The following is an 18,410-nucleotide window of genomic DNA, read 5'->3' as shown; positions in this document are numbered from 1 at the left end:
AGCTCCCTTCCCCCAGACCCGGGAGAAGGAGGTCCGGGAGATAAGAGCCGTTTTCCGGCGCCGAAACAACACACAACACATCATCTCAGATCAAGAAGTTTGGATTGATCCTGGTAACCGACACTCACAACACTTGACAGCGCCTGAGCGAAACCGTTATACTGATATCATACGTCGAGCCTCCACACTGAAAGAGGGACAACAAGAGAGTAAGGTGGGACCATCCCTACTCAGGGATCGTGTATCACTTCCTCGCTCTCCGATAGCATTGAGCGCGACCACACATCCGATATGGCCTCGCAAGAGAGAAAGCCATGAAATCGAAAAGCGAAAAAATCTGCAAGTTGAAATTTGATGAGTTCGTAAGAGAAAGATCAAGTTGTAAATCAATTCTCTGGGAATGCGTCGCACACAAGCACGAGCCCCCTGATTACTTCCTACATCTGGATGACACCAAATACGCCGTCGAAGTAACCACCTTAGTCGGAAAGACAAAAATAGGCCCCCTTAAACTATCACAAATCGGAATTATTGCATCACTCTGGCAAATCGTGGACGAGGTTGAGGTAAATGCAAGAAGTGGCAATTTCCTACATGGTGCATACTTGGTGAGTTTTTCCCAACCAATCACTAATCTCAGAGATATCCAAGACCAATTGTCTCGCGATCTCTTGGCTTATGTCAAGACAACCCAAAGCATGAGCGCGGCACCTGAGCAAGTCGTCTTTGAAAGCGCTGGACAGAAGTGTACTATCAGGAAACTGCATGACCAAAAAAGTTACATCGGAAAAGCTGGTCCGGGTAGAGAGAAGTGGGAAGATGAAATAGTAGAGGAGGTCTGCAGTTTGCTTGAGGAACGAATATGTTCTAAACACCATAAACTAAGTAGGATTACTGACCCGAAAATATTATTACTTTACGACGCATATCACTTTGCCAATATGGAAATATACAAACGCTGTGCCTATAAAATTTCATCTCTCCTAACATTATTTCACACGGTGTTTATTGTTCAAAGCAACAGAGATAGCTTTACGCTGAGCTCTATCAATACCGATTGGCTATAAGCTGCCCAATCTAGCAGCAACAGCAACCATACACCATACCTCGCGAGAAAGCGGGCGTGATTTGCAAAGCAAGCAGTGAACCGGCCACGTCGAATCCTCACCGCTCGCCCTGAGCTCATATTGGGCATTAATCCCGGTTGCGTTTTATCTTGCCCTTCTCATCGGCTGTCGACCGAGCCCCGGGATTTGGTAGAGAAGGCCACGAAGCATGAAAGAGAAGTTCGCCGAAGCAGCGTTGGGAGCCGTCATATCACTCATGCTCAACATAGGTCTCATCGGCGGAGGCGCCTACCTGCTGTTTGACTTCCGAGAGGACCTGCACCAATTGAACGCCGCGCGCGCCGAGATCGCGAGGGAGATCGCGGAAAACGATTACGCAATGCAGTTGATCATCTCATGGAATCGCCCAGAATATCAACGCTCCCAGGACATCATCCATCTGTATCGCCAAATATCCGCCGTAAAACACGCCCCACAGCTCGATCCACAGTTTCGAGCCCAATCACAGGGACAGGCTCAATCCATACTGGTGACACTCACAGCTCTAAAAGGCGATGTGGAGGGGACACACTTTTCGACCCCGGTGCTCGTGCGCTATCAACAAAGCCTGGTGCAGACGCTGGAACCCCAAATCGAAATGGTGACCATTCTTCGCGATCTGCTGCGGGATTGGGAGAACCTGACGCTCCGTGAGCGCGATGCGAAACTCGACCTCTATCAGGAGCATGTGCTGCGCGAAGTGGAAAAACAATCTCAGCATGCAAGCGTCATCCGTGATGCGATGGCCTATTATCAACAGAAGATGAACGATGACGAGCTACGGCGCGCCGAAATCCTAAGCGAGTTCACGTCGATCTACGTCAAGATAGGACTGTCGGTCGTCGGCATTCTCGTTGGGATCGCCTTCCTGTACAGATCTCTCTCGGGGATCTGGTTCGCGTTCGGCAGGCGATAAGGCGACAGGGGCATACCTCCTCACCCCTCCCCCTCCCACCTCGATCAGCCCCCCGGCAAGCATCTGAGACAACCCCTTTTGGCAAGAACGTCCACTTGTCTTATCATAAGGTGCGGCGCGCTGCGGTAGCGCGCCGCACCCCGATCGGGAAAGGAGACACGCCGGCTTTGGTCATCCGTGAGAAGGAGACCCCGATCCCGCTGGAAGTATCCGGGCCGCGCGAGCGCGTGGATTGGGCCACGTGGCTCGCCGGGCTGGCCGGGCTATTCCTGGTGCTCGCCGTTTATACCGCCCGGGTGGGACCGGAGCTGGCTCGCAACACCTGGGCCACCGACGACGAGATCGCCTACCTCAACGGTGGGATCGAGATCCGGGAGACGTGGGGCGGGCCATTGGGGCTGCTACGCGGCCTCCTGGACGGCTCCTTCACCCGGGCGGAGCGCGGCCCACTCTACATGGCGCTGCTGTCCACCTTCGCCGAGCGGTCGCTGTCCACCTTCGACCGGGCTCGCGCCCTCGATTTCCGGCTGGGCCTGATCGGACTGGCGATCCTGTTCCTGGTCACCTGGCGCTGGTACGGGCTCCTCCCCAGCCTGGCACTGGGGCTCGCCCTGGCGACCAATCCATATTACCTGCACAGCATCGCCGTGGTCGGCGCCGAGGTGATCTTCGTCCCCCTGGTCGCGCTGACGCTGCTCGTCCTGGCCCGGGGCATGCAGCGGCCCGGCTGGCTTCCCGTCGGCTTCGCGCTGATGGGGCTCAGCTTCCTGGCCAAGAGCAACGGGTTCTTCCTCATCGTGCCCGCGCTGCTGGCCTGGATCGCAGCTCGCGGCCGCCGCTTCTGGCGAGAGCGTTCGTTCTGGCTGGCGCTGGCCGCCTTCGTCCTGGTCGCATCGCCGCTGATGATCCGCAACCTGCGCATGACTGGGAACCCGCTCTACAACGCGAACACCCGGCTGATGTGGATCGATCAATACGAGACGAGCCGCACGGAGGCGTTCCGCCAGCACGGCGCCTCTCTGGCCGGCTATCTGCGCACCCACACCGTGGCCGATATGGTCCGCCGCCTCGTGGATGGCACCCGCAAACAGCTCGCCCTGCAAGCGCAAATGCTCGGCGGCCCGGTGGACTCCCAGATCGCCGGATACGCCCTGCTGGCGCTGGCGATCGCCGGGTTCCTGGCCGTGGGGCCGGTTCCGGAGCGCATCTTGTTCGGGCTGGCCTTCGCCGAGTTCGTGCTCTTCTTCGGGTGGATGACCCGGGTGTGGTTCCTGCCCCACTACACGCTGCCCATCGTCCCCATCACATACCTGGTCGCCTTCCGGACGATCGGCGAGGTGGCCCGGCGGCTGGCGGCCCGGCGCAACACGCCATGGCGCCCCCCCACAGGTTGGCGCCAACGCCCGGCCGCCATCGGGCTGTCGGCACTGCTCGCGCTGGGGATGGTCGGAGCGTGGGGATATGCGGCCGCCCGCCTGGACATCCCGCCCGCCCGGGAGGCACCGGAGGTGGCCGCGCTGCGGGAGTGGCTGGCGACGCACCTCACGCCCGAGGATCGCTACATCCTGGGGCCGGAGCGGGAGTTCCGCATGGAGTGGTACGCGAACCTGCCCGGGCAGCGCGATTCGATCCCGGCCATGGGAGGCCTGGAGGAGCTGCTGGCCTACATGGACGAGCGCCGGATCGATTGGCTGATCGTCACGCCCCGCCAGTACGCCCGCCGCCTGGCCGTCTTCCAGGACTGGATCCTCTATCACGAGCCGGACAAGTTCATGTACGCCCGCCCCCTCCCGGGATGGGAGCTGGTCGATTACGACCGGAGGGGAGAGACCATCGAGTACCTCATCTACCGGCGAAACCCCAACGCACCCCAGCAGCCGATCATCCTGCGGGAGACGCCCGAGCACATCTTCCACCTGCCTCACCTCCCCATGTATCCGGCCGATGTGAACTTCGACGGCCGCATCGCGCTGCGCGGCTTCGACGTCGCCCGGACGGAGGTGCGACCCGGGCAGGAGATGGAGGTCACGCTGTACTGGCAGCGTCTGGGCCGGATGCGCGTCGGATACACCGCCTTCGTGCATCTGTTGGACGAGACGGAGTCCCGGGTGTGGGGGCAGCAGGACAAGCCGCCACGGGAGGGCGCCTACCCCACGAACGAGTGGCTGCTGGACGAGGTGATCGTGGAGGTGTACAGGTTCCCCGTCCCACCGGAGACGCCGCCGGGTGTATACAAACTGGAAGTGGGCTGGTATGATCTCAACACAGGACAACGGCTGAATATTCGCTCGGGATCCTCTGCCGCAACGGACGACCGCTACATCCTGCCCGTCCGCATCACCGTCGCTCACGAGCCATGAGGTCCGGCGATCGACGCAGGAGATCTTTGGCATGAGACGATCGACTCCTCTCCCAAGGCAATCGGACATCTCCGAACGCACGCTCTTGATCGGGGTCTTCCTGGTCTCGCTCTTCCTGCGCGTCCTGGCCATCCATGTGCCCATCAACATCGACGAGGGGCTATGGATCCGCCGGGGGCCGCGCTTCCTGCTGGCGCTGCTCAACGGCGACCTGCCAGGCACGTATATCCGGCACCACCCCGGCGTCCCCAACATGTGGATGATCGGCGCCGTATCGGGTGTGCGCTGCCTCTTCCGCAACTGGTTCCCGACCATCCTGGGCATGGACCAGGCGGACTCGTTGCACGCCTGCCTCCAGATGCTGACCACGTGGCCGTTCTTCCCGGTCAGCTTCTACGCGTCGGCCCGCCTGGCCCAGGCCATCGTCACATCGGCCTCCATGGCCGGGTTCTACTTTCTCGCCCGGAGGCTGGTGGGCCGTCCGGTGGCGCTGGGAGCCACCGTCCTGCTGGCGCTGGAGCCCTACTTTCTGGCCTACCAGCGCGCCATCACCACCGACGCCTTCCAGGCCGACTTCGGCATCCTGGGCCTTCTCCTGCTGCTTCTCTACCTTCGCGGCGATCGGGACCGCCGCTGGCTGGCCGCCTCGGGCATCCTGATGGGCCTGGCGACCTCCTCAAAGATCCCGGCCCTCTTCTCCCTGCCGGCCGTCGCCGCGTGGGTGATCCTCATCGAGCTGGGCGTCTGGCAGGAGAGCTTCCCTCGCCAGGGATGGAGGCGGCAGGCCATCGACCTGGCGATCTGGGGGGGCATCATCCTGATCGTGTTTTGCCTCCTCTGGCCGGCGGTGTGGTCCGCGCCGATGCAGACCCTCAAGCTGCTGTACCATGACCTGCAAGAAGAGGCCGATGGGCACAATCAGTTCTTCCTGGGGCACTTCACCCGCTCGCCGGGTCCGCTGTTCTATCCGTTCGTGCTGGCCTACCGGCTATCGCCGATCCTGCAGATCGGGCTGGTCGCCGGCCTGATCGCGCTGGCCGTTCCACGGCTACGTCGTCGCATGGACCACGTCCCCGAGCTGACGGCCGTCACCCTCATCCCGCTGGTCATCCTCGCCATCACGACCCTCAGCATGACCAAGATCGACCGATACATCATCCCCATGATCCCTTCGCTGGCGCTGCTGGCCGCATCGGGATGGCGGGAGATCGGCGCCTGGACCGCGCGATGGACCGAGCGGGCACGGAGATCCCTGCAGGAGAGCACGTTCGGCCAGTGGCTGATCGCTCAGGACATGACGACGGCGGCCGTGCTGGGGCTGGCCCAACTCGTCTTCCTGGCCTGCTCCTTCCCCTACTACCTGACCTACTACAACCCCCTGCTGGGCGGCGCCCGGGTCGCTCAGCGAGTGCTGATGATCGGCAACGGCGAGGGGTTGGACCGGGCCGCCCGGTGGCTCAACGGGGAACCGGACAGCACGAACATCACGGCGGCCAGCTGGTATGCGGAGGCCTTCGCCCCTTATTTCCGGGGCACCACCTTCGATGTACGCAAGAGCTGGTCCACGAACACCTGGCCCTGGACGAACGCGCATCGCGTGGTGTTGTACATCAACCAGTTCCAGCGCAGGGTGCCGGAGGCGAAGATGATCGACTACTTCGCCTCCCAGGTTCCCCTGTACACCGTGCGTATCCACGGCGTCGACTATGTGCGCGTCTATCCCGGCCCCGTCCCCCTGCCTGAGGAGTTGGGGCGCATCCAGGTCCCGCTCTCCATGACCTTCGGGGGGCAGGTCCGCCTGTTGGGCTACGATCTGACCACGCCCCAGGTCGCCTCCGGCGGAGAGCTGGTCGTGACCTTCTACTGGGAGATCCTCAAGCCGCCGCCGCCGGATTCCACGGTCTACATGGGGATTCGCGATCCGCACGGCAATCGCTGGGGGCGCTCGGATACGCCGCTGCTGGAGGGATACCTGCCCATCGATCAGCTCAGGCCGGGCCAGGTGCTGCGGGACGCGCACCGGCTGACGGTCCTGCCCGGCACCCCTCCCGGCCGATACGAGATCGAGATCGGATGGTATTCCCCCCAGCTGGGACACGCGCTGGAGGTCCGGGACGCGGCCGGGAACCCGCAGGGAGCCGAGGCGGCCATCGGGGAGATCGAGGTGACCCGCCCGGGCAAGTACCCCAACCCGCAGGAGATGGAGATCGCCTATCGCCAGTCCGTTGACGTGGGCCCGCTCCGCCTGCTGGGATACGACCGGCCCACCGGCCCCGTGCAGGCGGGCAACACGATCCCGCTCACGCTGTTCTGGCAGCGCCTGAGACGGGGAGACGCTTCCTTCCAGGTCTCGCTCCGGCTGCGCCAGGGCGACCAGATATGGCAACGCAGGCAGCCGCACCTCATCAGCGAGATGTATCCGCCCGCGTCGTGGGAAAAGGGCGAGGTGGTCCGAGAGCAGTGGCAGGCGCTGCTCCCCGCCCGGGTGCCCAGCGGCCGTTATGAGCTCCTCCTGCAGATCGGGCAGGAGGATGGAAGCCTCCTGAACGAGGTGTCGCTGGGAGAGGTGGACGTCATCGCCCGCCCGCACCGATACGAGCTCCCCACGCCGCCGTTCTCCACCGAGGCCGTCCTCGGCCAGGCCGTCCGCCTGCTGGGATACGACATTCAGCCCCGACAGGCCACCCCGGGCGATGTGCTCTCCATCACCCTCTACTGGCAGGCGCTGGCGGAGATGGACAGGCCGTACAAGGTGTTCGTCCATCTGGTCGACGAAAACGGGCAGATCCGTGGGCAGAGGGACTCCGAGCCGTTGAATGGGGAGGCCCCCACCACGACCTGGGTACCTGGCGAGGTTCTGCAGGACGACTACAAGGTGATCCTGTCATCGGAGGCGCCCCCCGGCCGTTACAGCCTGCGCGTCGGCCTGTACGATCCCGTCACCTGGCAACGACTGCCGGTGACCGGGGAGCACGGCCGGGGAGATTACATCGAGCTGGGCTCGATCGAGGTGGGACAGTGAGGCAGGATACAAGATACAGGGTCCAGGATACAAGATACAGGATCCAAGATACAAGATCCAGGGCACAAGATCCAGGACAGCAGGGCTCACGCTCTGCATCCTGGATCCTGCATCTTGCATCTTGTATCCTGATACTGTCCTATGCTGTCTGGTTCGGCTACCTGTCCGTGCTCCGACATGAGACGCTGAACTCCCGGGGCTACGACCTGGGCAACGTGGATCAGGCGGTGTGGAACACGGCCCACGGCCGCGTCCTCCAATTCACCAACTGGATCGGCAAGAGCGATGATTTCCGCTATCCCTCCCGCCTGGCCATGCACTTCGAGCCGATCTACCTGCTCATCGCGCCGCTGTACTGGATCTGGAGCGACGTCCGGCTGCTACTGATCTTGCAGGCGGTCGTCGTCGCCCTGGGCGGCCTCGCCATCTATCGGCTGGCCCTGGACGCGCTCGGACGGCCATGGCCGGCAATCGCCATGGTGGCAGCCTTCCTCCTCTACGCGCCGCTGCAATGGGCGCTCCTGGACGACTTTCACGCCGTCACCCTGGTCGGAGGGCTGGTCCCCTTCGCCTTCTGGGCGCTACGCCGCCGACGATGGGGGTGGTTCACCCTGCTGGTCATCCTCATCATGTCCACCAAGGAGGACATGCCGCTGCTCGTCGGGATGATGGGGCTATATGCGCTGATCTGGGAACGGGAACGATCCGCCGGGCTCGTCACGATCGCAGCGGCGGCGGCGTGGTTCATCGTCGCCGTTTTTGTGATCATCCCGCACTACACGCTGGGCGGGCAATCCCAGTACCTGGACCGCTATGCGGATGTGTTGGGCCCGGGCGGGCTCACGATCTCCAGCCTCCCCACCCTGGTGGTGGCCATGATCCGCACCCTGCTCAGTTGGGAGACCGTACGTTACATGGCCGGGCTGCTGTGGCCCATGGCGTTCACCCCCATCGCCGGGTGGCCGACGCTGCTGATCGCCACCCCGTCCATCGCCCTCAACCTGCTCAGCAACAACCCCACCCAGCACGTCCTGGGCCGACACTACGTGGCTCCCATCGCGCCGGTGGTCGCCGTCGCCGCCGTGATGGGCGCAGCGTGGCTGAGCCGATGGCTCGATCGGCGGACACCCTGGCCGAGGGAGCGATGGGTCGGAGGGCTCGCCGGACTGGTGCTGATCTGCAGCCTGATCGCCCAGTACCAGGGGGGATTCACGCCGCTGGCTCCCGACTACCGCCCCCCCGAGAGGACGGATCATCATCGCCTGCTGCGTCGTTTCCTGGCGCAGATCCCCCCGGACGCCAGCGTATCCACCCAACAGAACCTGAACCCGCACCTCTCCCAGCGAGAGCGCATCACGATCATCCCCTATGACGTCAGCGGCGAATACCTGCTTTTGGACGTTACCACGTATCCCGGTTACAATTACCGCAACATGCACGCCTGGTTAAAAGAGAACGTCGTGGAGCGGCCGGGGTACGGCGTGATCGACGCGGCCGACGGGTATGTCCTCCTGCGCCGTGGTGCCGAGCCACGGCCGCTGCCCGATGCGTTCTTCGATTTCGCCCGCACGTCCGAGGCCAATCCACAGTACCCGGCCGTGGTGGACTTCGGCGATGCCGTTCGCTTCCTGGGGTTCGATATCCTGCCCCGACGCTACGGCGAGCCGTTCTACGCGCTCTATTTCCAGGCGTTGCGCCCGCTGAAGCGGGATTACGCCATCACGCTCTACCTGGCCGACGAGCGCTATCAGCTCCGCGGCGCGACGGAGATCCCGCAGATGACGCTGGTGTGGTATCCCACCAGCCGCTGGCAGCCGGGGGAGACGATCCGGGTGATCGCCGACACGTTCACCTGGTGGTCGGGCGAGCTGTCGGAGTTCTCCGTGGGGATGGGCATCCTGGACGGGTCCGACGCATGGGACGTGGGGGCCCGGCTCCGGCCACAGATACGGGAGAGCCAACTGGCCCCCCGGCTCTTGGGCGACGGGACGATCCTGCACCTGATGCGCTTCCGTCAGGGCAAGCGTCGCCCAGCGCCGATACCGGAATATCGGGATCGCCTGCCGGAGCGCGTCCCGCATCAGGTCGGCGCCCGGATGGGGGATCTGATCGAATTGGTGGGCTATCGCGTGGAGACGCCCAAGGTACAACCAGGGGAGACCGTACGCGTGACGCTATACTGGCGCGCCCTGACGACGAGCCCGCCCGCCCGCACCGTGTTCGTCCATCTCATCGACGAGCAAGGCACCCTGCGAGGGCAACAGGACAACCCGCCCGTCTTCGGCACGCAGCCGCTACCGCTGTGGACGACCGGGGATGAGGTGCGGGACCCATACGCGTTCCAGGTCGCCGCCGACGCGCCCCCCGGAAGCTATGCCATCGCGGTGGGCCTGTACGATCCCGCCACAGGGGCTCGCCTGCCGGTGACGGGGCCGGATGGCACTCCCCTAGGCGATCACATCCTCCTAGAGAACGCGGTGCGCGTCCGATGAGCACCCACACGCAACACGCACCACGCAACACGCAACACGCAGCACGCAACACGCAATACGCAACACGCATTGTGGATTACGTATTACGTATTGCGTATCGCGCAAAACGTAAGACGATGCGACAACCCGCTCTCCTGATCGTGCTCCTCCTCATGGCTGCCTATATGATCTTCTTCAGCGCGCTGACGATCGCCCGCCACGAGGCGTTGCAGACGAACGCGTACGATCTGGGCAACGTGGATCAGGCGGTGTGGAACACGGCGAGGGGGCAGCCGCTGGCCTTCACCAACTGGGAGGGACGAGCCAAGACCTTTAAGGCGGGCACCCGGCTGGCCATGCACGTGGAGCCCATTTATTTCCTCATCGCGCCGCTGTACTGGATCTGGAGCGATCCCCGAGCGCTGCTGGTCCTCCAGTCGGTCGTGATCGCCCTGGGCGCGCTGCCCGCCTACTGGCTGGCCCGAGATCGGCTGGGGGACGGCCTGCCGGCCGTTGTCTTCCCGGCCGCATACCTGCTGTTCCCGGCGCTGGAGGCCGCCAACCGCTTCGACTTCCACGCGGTGACCCTGGCCGCCAGCCTGCTCCTCTTCGCCGCCTACGGGCTGCTCTCCGGCCGCACCCGCATGTTCCTGATCTTCGCGCTGCTGGCCGCCGCCACCAAGGAGGAGATGCCTTTGCTGGTCGCCATGATGGGGCTGTATGCCGCATTCGTGCAAAGAAAGCCCCGACTGGGGATCCCGGTGGCCATCATCGGCGTCGTCTGGTTCCTGGTGGCGGCCTTCGTGATCGTGCCGATGTACAACACCAGCGGCCGCTCGCCGTATCTGGAATACTACGACTCGGCCGGATTGGTGGGCGAGGGCGGGGCCCCCATGGTGCTCACGCTGGCCCGGCTGCTCACCCGAGACAACCTGAAATATGTGCTTCGGCTGCTCATGCCGGTCGGGTGGCTCTCCCTGCTCAGCCCGGCCACCCTGGCCATGCTGGCCCCTTCCCTGCTGGTCAACCTCATCAGCGACAACCCGCAGATGCATTACCTGGAGCGGTACCACTACGCCGCCCCGCTGGTCCCCATCGTGATCGTGTCCGGGATCATGGGAGCCGCCTGGCTGAGCCGCCGGCTTGGGCGGGGGGATCCAGGCCGCACACGCCGCATCGCCACGCTCCTCAGCCTGTGGGTCCTGGCTTGCTCCCTGGGATATCACTACTACCGCGGGTTCACCCCGCTGGCCGAAGGGTTCGTCTGGCCCCGGGTGACGGAGCACGCCCGACGGCTGGCAGACATCGCCCGGCTGATCCCGGACGACGCCAGCCTCTCGGCGCAGCATAACTTGAACCCGCACTTCAGCCAGCGCGATCGCATCAACCTGTTCCCCTACTCGCTGAATACCGAGTATCTGCTGCTGGATGCGGCCACGTTCACGGCCAACAAGGACAACTTCCTGACCTGGATGCGGGACGAGGTGGTCGGCAGCCCCGAGTTCGGCCTCGTCGCTGCGGAGGATGGATACATCCTGCTGCGCCGGGGCGCGCCGCAACGGCCGCTCCCCGACGCGTTCTACGATTTTCTGCGAGTCCGTGACCCGGCCCCCGAATATCCCCTGACGGTCGACTTCGGGGACGCGCTGCGCCTGCACGGCTACGACATCCGCGGCCGCCGCGGGGACGAGCGCCTGTACACGCTGTACATGGAGGCGCTGCGGCCGCTGACGACGGACTACCAGATCGCGCTGTTTCAGCTCGACCCGGACGGCTCCGTCGTTGGGGCGACCACGGAACCCCCGGCCGCCCTGGTCTGGTATCCCACCAGCCGCTGGCAGCCCGGCGAGATCATCCGCATCGAGTTCAACCCGGTCACCTGGTGGACCCGGGATATCCCGGAATTCGGCGTGGCGCTAGGGGTCTACGAAGGGGATGATGTCTGGGCATTGGGACGCCGCTTGCCCCCTCAGGTGATCACGTCACGCTGGCAGGTGCGCCTCCCGGGGGAGCGCACGCTGCTGCAACTGGCTACGTTGCGCAACCGACTGTGGGGAGCGGCGGAGGAGGTCCCCCCTCGCCAGTTCACGCCGCCCCGCATGGCCCATCAGGTCAACGCGGACCTGGGCGGCCAGGTGCGCCTCCTGGGATACGACGTGCGGCCCACGAAGGTGCGGCCGGGGCAGGAGCTGCGCGTGCGCCTGTATTGGCGGGCGCGCGCTCCCATCACCCAATCCTATACCGTCTTTGTCCACCTGCTCGATGGCGAGAACCAGGTGCGCGGCCAACGAGACAGCCTCCCCGATAGGGGGCTGCGGCCGACGTATACCTGGATGCCGGGGGAAATCGTGGTGGACGACGTTCGCTTTGCCGTGGCGCCAGAGGCGTCGCCCGGCCTGTACCAGATAGAGGTAGGCATGTACCTGTCCGACTCGGGGGTTCGCCTGCCGGTGACGGACGCGAACGGCGCTCCCCAGGGCGATCGGGTGCTCCTATCTCAACCCATCACCGTGCGTTAAGGCCGGAAAAGCGAAAGGAGGGAGACGTTGCTACGTACCATGAACGAATCTCCTGCGCAAACGAGGGATGAGGCGAACGATCGGCCCCGGATTCTGATCGCCGACCCGCTGTCCCCAGCAGGTGTGAAACTGCTACGCGAGCGAGCCGACGTGGATGAGCGGTATCCGCTGAAGCCGGAAGAGCTTCTGGCTATCCTGCCGGAGTACGACGCCCTCATCGTGCGCAGCGGCGTGCGCGTGACGGCGGACATGATCGCCGCGGCCACCCGATTGAAGGTGATCGGCCGGGCGGGCGTTGGGATTGACAATATCGACGTGGAAGCGGCCACACAGGCGGGCGTGATCGTGGTGAACGCCCCCACCGGCAACGTGGTGGCCGCCGCCGAGCACGCCATCGCGCTTCTATTGGCGCTGGCCCGCAACATCCCGCAAGCGGATGCCTCCATGCGGCGTGGCGAGTGGGATCGGCGCCGGTTCATCGGCGTCGAGGTCCAGGACAAGGTGCTCGGCATCCTGGGCCTGGGCCGCATCGGGTCGTTGGTGGCCAGCCGCGCCCACGGGCTGCGCATGAAGGTGATCGCTTACGATCCTTACGTCAGCGAGGAGTACGCGGCCAACCTGGCCGTGGAGCTGGTCCCGCTCGATCGACTGCTGGCCGAGTCCGACTTCATCAGCCTGCACATGCCCCTCACCGACAGCACGCGTGGCCTGCTCAACCGGGAGGCGCTGGCCCGCTGCAAGCGTGGCGTGCGCATCGTGAACTGCGCTCGCGGCGGGATCGTCGATCAGGACGCTCTGCTGGAGGCGCTGGAGTCCGGCCAGGTGGCGGGGGCCGCGCTGGACGTCTACGAGCACGAGCCGCTGGCGCCGGACGATCCGCTGCGCACCCATCCCAACGTGGTGCTCACCCCGCATATCGCCGGATCCACCACGGAGGCGCAGGAACGGGTCGCCGTCGACGTGGCGGAGCAGGTGCTGGCCGTGCTGGACGGGAAGATCGCGCGCAATGCGGTGAACGTGCCCATCGTACCGCCGCAGGCGATGGATGCGCTGACCCCCTACATCGATCTGGCCGAACGGATGGGGCGCTTCGCATCCCAGTTCGAGCACGCCAACGTCCAGCAGGTCGAGCTCACCGCTCACGGGCCCATCGCGGAATACGACATGACCTATCTGTGCGCCGCCGCGCTCAAGGGCCTGCTGGAGGACGTGGTCGATGAGCGGATCAACCTGGTCAACGCGACTGTCATCGCCGAGCGGCGCGGGTTGACGCTGATCGAGCATAAGCAGCGCCATCACCACGAGCGATACGAGAACATGCTCACGCTCCAACTGGCGATGAGCGAGGCGACGCTCACCCTGCGCGGCACGGTGCTGCAAGACGAGCCCTACATCGTCGCCATCGACGATCTGTGGGTGGCCTTCCCGGCCCGGGGCTACCTGCTGCTGGATCGGCACCAGGATCGCCCGGGGGTGATCGGGCGGCTGGGCACTCTGCTGGGCGAAAACGACATCAACATCGCCTTCATGCACGTGGGACGCCGCACGCCACGCGGCAAGGCCATCATGGTGCTCGGCCTGGACGAGCCCGTCCCCGACGAGCTGATGGAGAAGATCGCGAAGATGCCCTACACCTATTGGGTCAAATTCATCGAGCTGCCGTGAGAGACGAACGACGAATCACCCAAGACGTAGCGGCGATTCATGGATCGCCGCTACGTCATACCCTACCCTATACCCTCGCCGTGTGGGCGTTGGTCCTGGCGTACGCCGGGCTGTTCACCTGGCTCTCGGTGACGCGCCATCGCGCCTTCATGACCAACGCCTTCGACCTGGGCAACGTGGATCAGGCGGTGTGGAACACGGCCCACGGCCGGCCGCTGGCCTTCACCAACTGGCGGGGGGTCGACCTGGACCTAGCCACGGACAACCGGATGGCCATGCATTTCGAGCCCATCTACTTCCTCATCGCGCCCATCTACTGGGTCTGGTCCTCGCCCGAGGCGCTGCTGGTGCTGCAAACCGTGGTTTTGGCGCTGGGCGCCTGGCCGGTGTACTGGCTGGCCGCGGAGAAGCTGAAACGCCGCTGGGCCGGCGTCGCCTTCGCCGCCATCTACCTGCTGCTGCCCGGCCTGGAGGCCGCCAACCTGTGGGAGTTCCACGCCGTCTCGCTGGCCGCCCCGCTGCTGCTCTTCTCCTTTTACTACGCACAAAAGGGCCGCTTCGGCCTCTTCTGGCTCTTCGCCATCCTGGCCATGGCGACCAAAGAGGAGATCCCGGCGACCGTCTTCCTGATGGGGCTGTACATCGCCTGGCGGCTGCGACGCCCCCGTCAGGGGCTGGCCGCGGCGGCCGTGGCCCTGGTCTGGTTCGCGCTGGCCGTGGGCGTCATCATCCCGTACTTCGAGGGGGATCGATCCCCTTATCTGCGCTATTACGGCGACATCGGCGACGGCCCGCTGGGCCTGGCCCGCGCCATCATCCTGCGCCCGGACGTGGTCCTGGGCGCGCTGCTGACCTCACGCAACCTGGCCTACCTGCGGGATCTGTTCTTCCAGGTGGGGTTCCTCTCCCTGCTCCACCCGATCACGCTGAGCTTCGCCCTGCCCGACCTGGCCATCAACCTGCTCAGCGATCACGAGCCGATGCACTTCGTGCAGAAGTACCACTACGTCGCCCCCATCGTGCCGGGCCTGATGATCTCCGCTGTCCTGGGTAGCGCCTGGCTATGCGAATGGGTCGAGCGCAGATGGCCCGGCCGCCGCCCCATCGCCGTGGCGGCGATCACCACCTGGGCCCTGGCGGCCGCCCTTTTCTACCATTACTACCACGGCTACACGCCGCTGGCCCGGGCCTTCGAGCCCTATCGGGTCACCGAGCACCACCGGCTGGGCGAGGAGATCGCCCGCCAGATCCCGCCCGACGCCTCCGTGTCCGCCCAGCCCAACCTGAACCCGCACGTTTCCCAGCGGCGCGTGCTCTACCGCTTCCCCTACGTGGGGGACGCGGAGTACATCTTCGTGGACGTCTCCTCGCTGGCCAACAAGCGCAACATGTTCGCCGATATCGAGGCCATGATCCGGGAGGGTGAGTTCGGCATCGTGCGGGCGGAGGACGGCTATCTGCTCCTGAAGCGCGGCGCTCCCCCGCAGCCGCTGCCCGATGGCTTCTACGACTTCGCCCGGGTAGACGATCCCCGGCCCGACTACAAGGCCGTGGTGGAATTCACCCCGCCGGGCGAGGGCGAGCCCGCGCTGCGGCTGATCGGGTTCGACCTGTGGAGCGGCCGTCACACGGAGATGCCCCAGACCCCGCTGCGGTTCTTCTTCTACTTCCAGGCGCTGCGCCCCATGGACGAGGATTACGCCATCGCGCTCTACCTGCTGGACGGCGAGGGCCAGGTGATCGGCGGCATGGACCTGACGGAGCGGCCCGGGGTACAGTATTGGTATCCCACCAGTCGCTGGCAACCCGGCGAGACGATCAAGCTGGAGATCAGCGACATGCCGTGGTGGACGGCGCAATACCCGGAGTACCGGGTGGCGCTGGGCGTGGTGCGGGGCACGGATCCGTGGGACATGGGCGCCCGGCTGCGCCCCCGGGTGGTGGACTCCCGCCTGCTGATGCCACTGGCCTCCGACGGCACGTTGGTGGAGCTGATGGCCTTCCGCACCGACCTGGGCGGCATGCCGATGCGCATTGAGCGGTGGCGCCGCTTCGGGCCGCCGCGCATGCAGTACACCCAGAAGGCCCAGTGGCAGAACGGGGTGCAATTGCTGGGATACGACCTGGAGCCCACACGCGTCAAGCCGGGCGAGGAGCTGAAGGTCACGCTATACTGGAAGGCGGGCGATGCACCCTCGCCGAACTACACCGTCTTCGTGCACCTGGTGGGCCCGGACGGGCTGCGTGGGCAGCACGACAGCCCGCCGGGCGGCGGCGGTCTGCCCATGAGCGGATGGCTCCCCGGCGAGGTCGTGACGGACGTCCACCCGGTGTCGGTGGCGCCCGATGCGCCGGAAGGGGAATATTGGCTGGCCGTGGGCATGTACGACCCGGCCACCGTGACCCGCCTGCCGCTGGTGGACGGCTCCGACCACGCCCGGCTGGAGCAGACGGTGCGGGTGGGCAAGTGAGCGAATCAGCGAGGAGGCGAATCAGCGAGGAAGCGAGTCAGCGAGGAGGCGAGTCAGCGAGGAGGCGGACGACGAACCCGCTCAAAGAGGATAACCATCTCCGTGTCGGTGTCGCGAACTGTTGTCCGCTCTGAGCGCATTTGAACGCACACCACAAGAGCATCCCACTGATCTGTGAGATACAGATGGCACGATCGGGAGCCGGGACACGGTGGCAAGGTGAGCCGGGGACGCGGTCATCTTTCGCCTATCGTCTTTCATCACATCGTCGTATTCTCGGACCGGCAAGGCGGTGAATAGGTGAACTGGCAAGGGGGCAATGGCCGCCAGGGGGGATCGATGGCTGAACTGTATATCGGCACGTCGGGCTTTTCTTATAACGACTGGGTTGGGCCCTTCTATCCGCCCGACTTGCCCAAGCAGGAGTGGCTGAGCTACTACGCCAGGGAGTTTCGGGCCTGCGAGCTGAACTTCACCTACTACCGCCTGCCCAACGCCAGGACGCTGGCGCAGCTGGCCGAGAAGGTGCCGCCCGGGTTCCGCTTCACGCTCAAGGCGACGGACGTGCTCACCCACAAGCGTGAGGAGGCGACGCCCGAGGCGTACGCCGCGTTCCGGGACGCGCTGAGGCCGCTGATCGAGCAGGACAAGTTCGGATGCGTGCTGGCCCAGTTCCCGTACTCCTTCAAGGCCAACGCCGAGAACCGGGCGTACCTGGCGCGGCTGCGGGAGGGGCTGGCCGACCTCCCCGTGGTGGTCGAGTTCCGCCACCGAGGCTGGATCACCGAGGCGACCTTCGAGCTGTTGGAGCGGCTGGGGATGGGGTTCTGCTGCGTGGACCAGCCACGGCTGCGGGGGCTCGTGCCACCCATCGCCCGGGCGACGGCGGACGTAGCCTACGTACGCTTCCACGGGCGCAACGCGGCCAAGTGGTGGCAACACGAGCAAGCATGGGAGCGGTACGACTACAGCTACTCGGTCGAGGAGCTACAGGAGTGGGTGCCGAAGATCCGCTCCCTGGCGGAGAAGGCGCAGAGCGTCTATCTGTTCGCGAACAACCACTGGCAGGGACAGGCGGTGGACACCGCCCGCCAGCTCAGGCTACTCCTGTCGGCGAGCGACGAGTAGGGACGGCACACTCAGCCGATCGAGCCCCCACACCGGCTGCACACCCAGCAGGCCGTAGGCTCCCACGCTCGGCCGCACACCAGCGCCAGCATGGGAGCTGGCGCCGCTGAAGATAGTCCGGCCATACACAGCAGGCCGAGCTCCCACGCTCGGCCGCATAACAGCGCCCGCATGAGAGCCAGCGCCGCTGAAGACACAATCACGAACGAACCAAGATCTCACGCCCGGCCACACGCAGGCCGAGCTTCCACGCCCGGCCGTACAACAGCGCCCGCATGAGAGCCAGCGCCGCTAAAGACACGATCACGAACGAACCGAGATCTCGCGTCCGGCCACACGCAGGCCGTAGGCTCCCACGCTCGGCCGCACACCAGCGCCAGCATGGGAGCTGGCGCCGCTGAAGACAGTCCGGCCATACACAGCAGGCCGAGCTCCCACGCTCGGCCGCACAACGGCACCAACATGAGAGCCAATGCCATCGGAGAGAACGAACGAGACATGGGCCAACGGAAAGCACACAACCCCATCATCATCCTGATCACCATCCTCGTGAGCCTGCTGATCCTGGCGTGCGGCAGCTTTGTACCGCGCCCGACGCGCACGCCACGCCCGACCTCGCTCACGAACACGCCAGCGCTGGCGCAGGCGTCCGGTGTCGCCCCCGCCACGGCGATCCTGCCGCCTGCGACGCCCACCCCGATCCCCCCCCCCACGCCCACGACACGCCCGGGCCCCACGCCGACCTTCACCCC

At 65.0% G+C, this 18,410-nt stretch carries 10 protein-coding genes; all 10 read left to right on the top strand.

What is annotated here, in order from left to right; genetic code table 11:
* Positions 1 to 314 precede the first annotated feature (314 nt).
* Complete coding sequence (locus GXP39_18920; GenBank protein NOZ30109.1) at positions 315 to 1,067, top strand: hypothetical protein; 753 nt, start codon at positions 315 to 317, stop codon at positions 1,065 to 1,067.
* Between the two features lie 208 nt (positions 1,068 to 1,275).
* Positions 1,276 to 2,022, top strand: coding sequence for a hypothetical protein (locus GXP39_18915; protein ID NOZ30108.1), 747 nt, complete (start codon positions 1,276 to 1,278; stop codon positions 2,020 to 2,022).
* A 167-nt stretch (positions 2,023 to 2,189) separates the two neighbouring features.
* Positions 2,190 to 4,382: a glycosyltransferase family 39 protein gene (locus GXP39_18910; GenBank protein NOZ30107.1), complete on the top strand. Its 2,193-nt coding sequence runs from the start codon at positions 2,190 to 2,192 to the stop codon at positions 4,380 to 4,382.
* Positions 4,383 to 4,413: 31 nt separating this feature from the next.
* A complete protein-coding gene (locus GXP39_18905) occupies positions 4,414 to 7,404 on the top strand; it encodes a phospholipid carrier-dependent glycosyltransferase (GenBank protein NOZ30106.1) in 2,991 nt (996 codons plus the stop codon).
* Between the two features lie 167 nt (positions 7,405 to 7,571).
* On the top strand, positions 7,572 to 9,896 hold the full coding sequence (locus GXP39_18900; protein ID NOZ30105.1) for a DUF2079 domain-containing protein: 2,325 nt from the start codon (positions 7,572 to 7,574) through the stop codon (positions 9,894 to 9,896).
* Positions 9,897 to 10,012: 116 nt separating this feature from the next.
* The gene (locus GXP39_18895) at positions 10,013 to 12,394 is read left to right on the top strand and encodes a DUF2079 domain-containing protein (protein NOZ30104.1); all 2,382 of its coding nucleotides are present in this window, start codon (positions 10,013 to 10,015) and stop codon (positions 12,392 to 12,394) included.
* Positions 12,395 to 12,433: 39 nt separating this feature from the next.
* Positions 12,434 to 14,059, top strand: a complete 1,626-nt coding sequence (locus GXP39_18890) for a phosphoglycerate dehydrogenase (protein NOZ30103.1) — start codon at positions 12,434 to 12,436, stop codon at positions 14,057 to 14,059.
* A complete protein-coding gene (locus GXP39_18885) occupies positions 14,056 to 16,530 on the top strand; it encodes a DUF2079 domain-containing protein (protein ID NOZ30102.1) in 2,475 nt (824 codons plus the stop codon). The genes GXP39_18890 and GXP39_18885 overlap by 4 nt, the downstream gene beginning before the upstream one ends.
* A 339-nt stretch (positions 16,531 to 16,869) precedes the next feature.
* Positions 16,870 to 17,658 carry a DUF72 domain-containing protein gene (locus GXP39_18880; protein ID NOZ30101.1) on the top strand — a complete coding sequence of 263 codons (789 nt, stop codon included), beginning with the start codon at positions 16,870 to 16,872 and terminating at the stop codon, positions 17,656 to 17,658.
* Positions 17,659 to 18,156: 498 nt separating this feature from the next.
* On the top strand, positions 18,157 to 18,410 hold a 254-nt coding region (locus tag GXP39_18875), incomplete at its 3' end, for a hypothetical protein (protein ID NOZ30100.1).

The organism is Chloroflexota bacterium (assembly GCA_013152435.1).
Classification (GTDB): domain Bacteria; phylum Chloroflexota; class Anaerolineae; order DUEN01; family DUEN01; genus DUEN01.
This window is presented reverse-complemented; position numbering and strand designations above follow the sequence as displayed.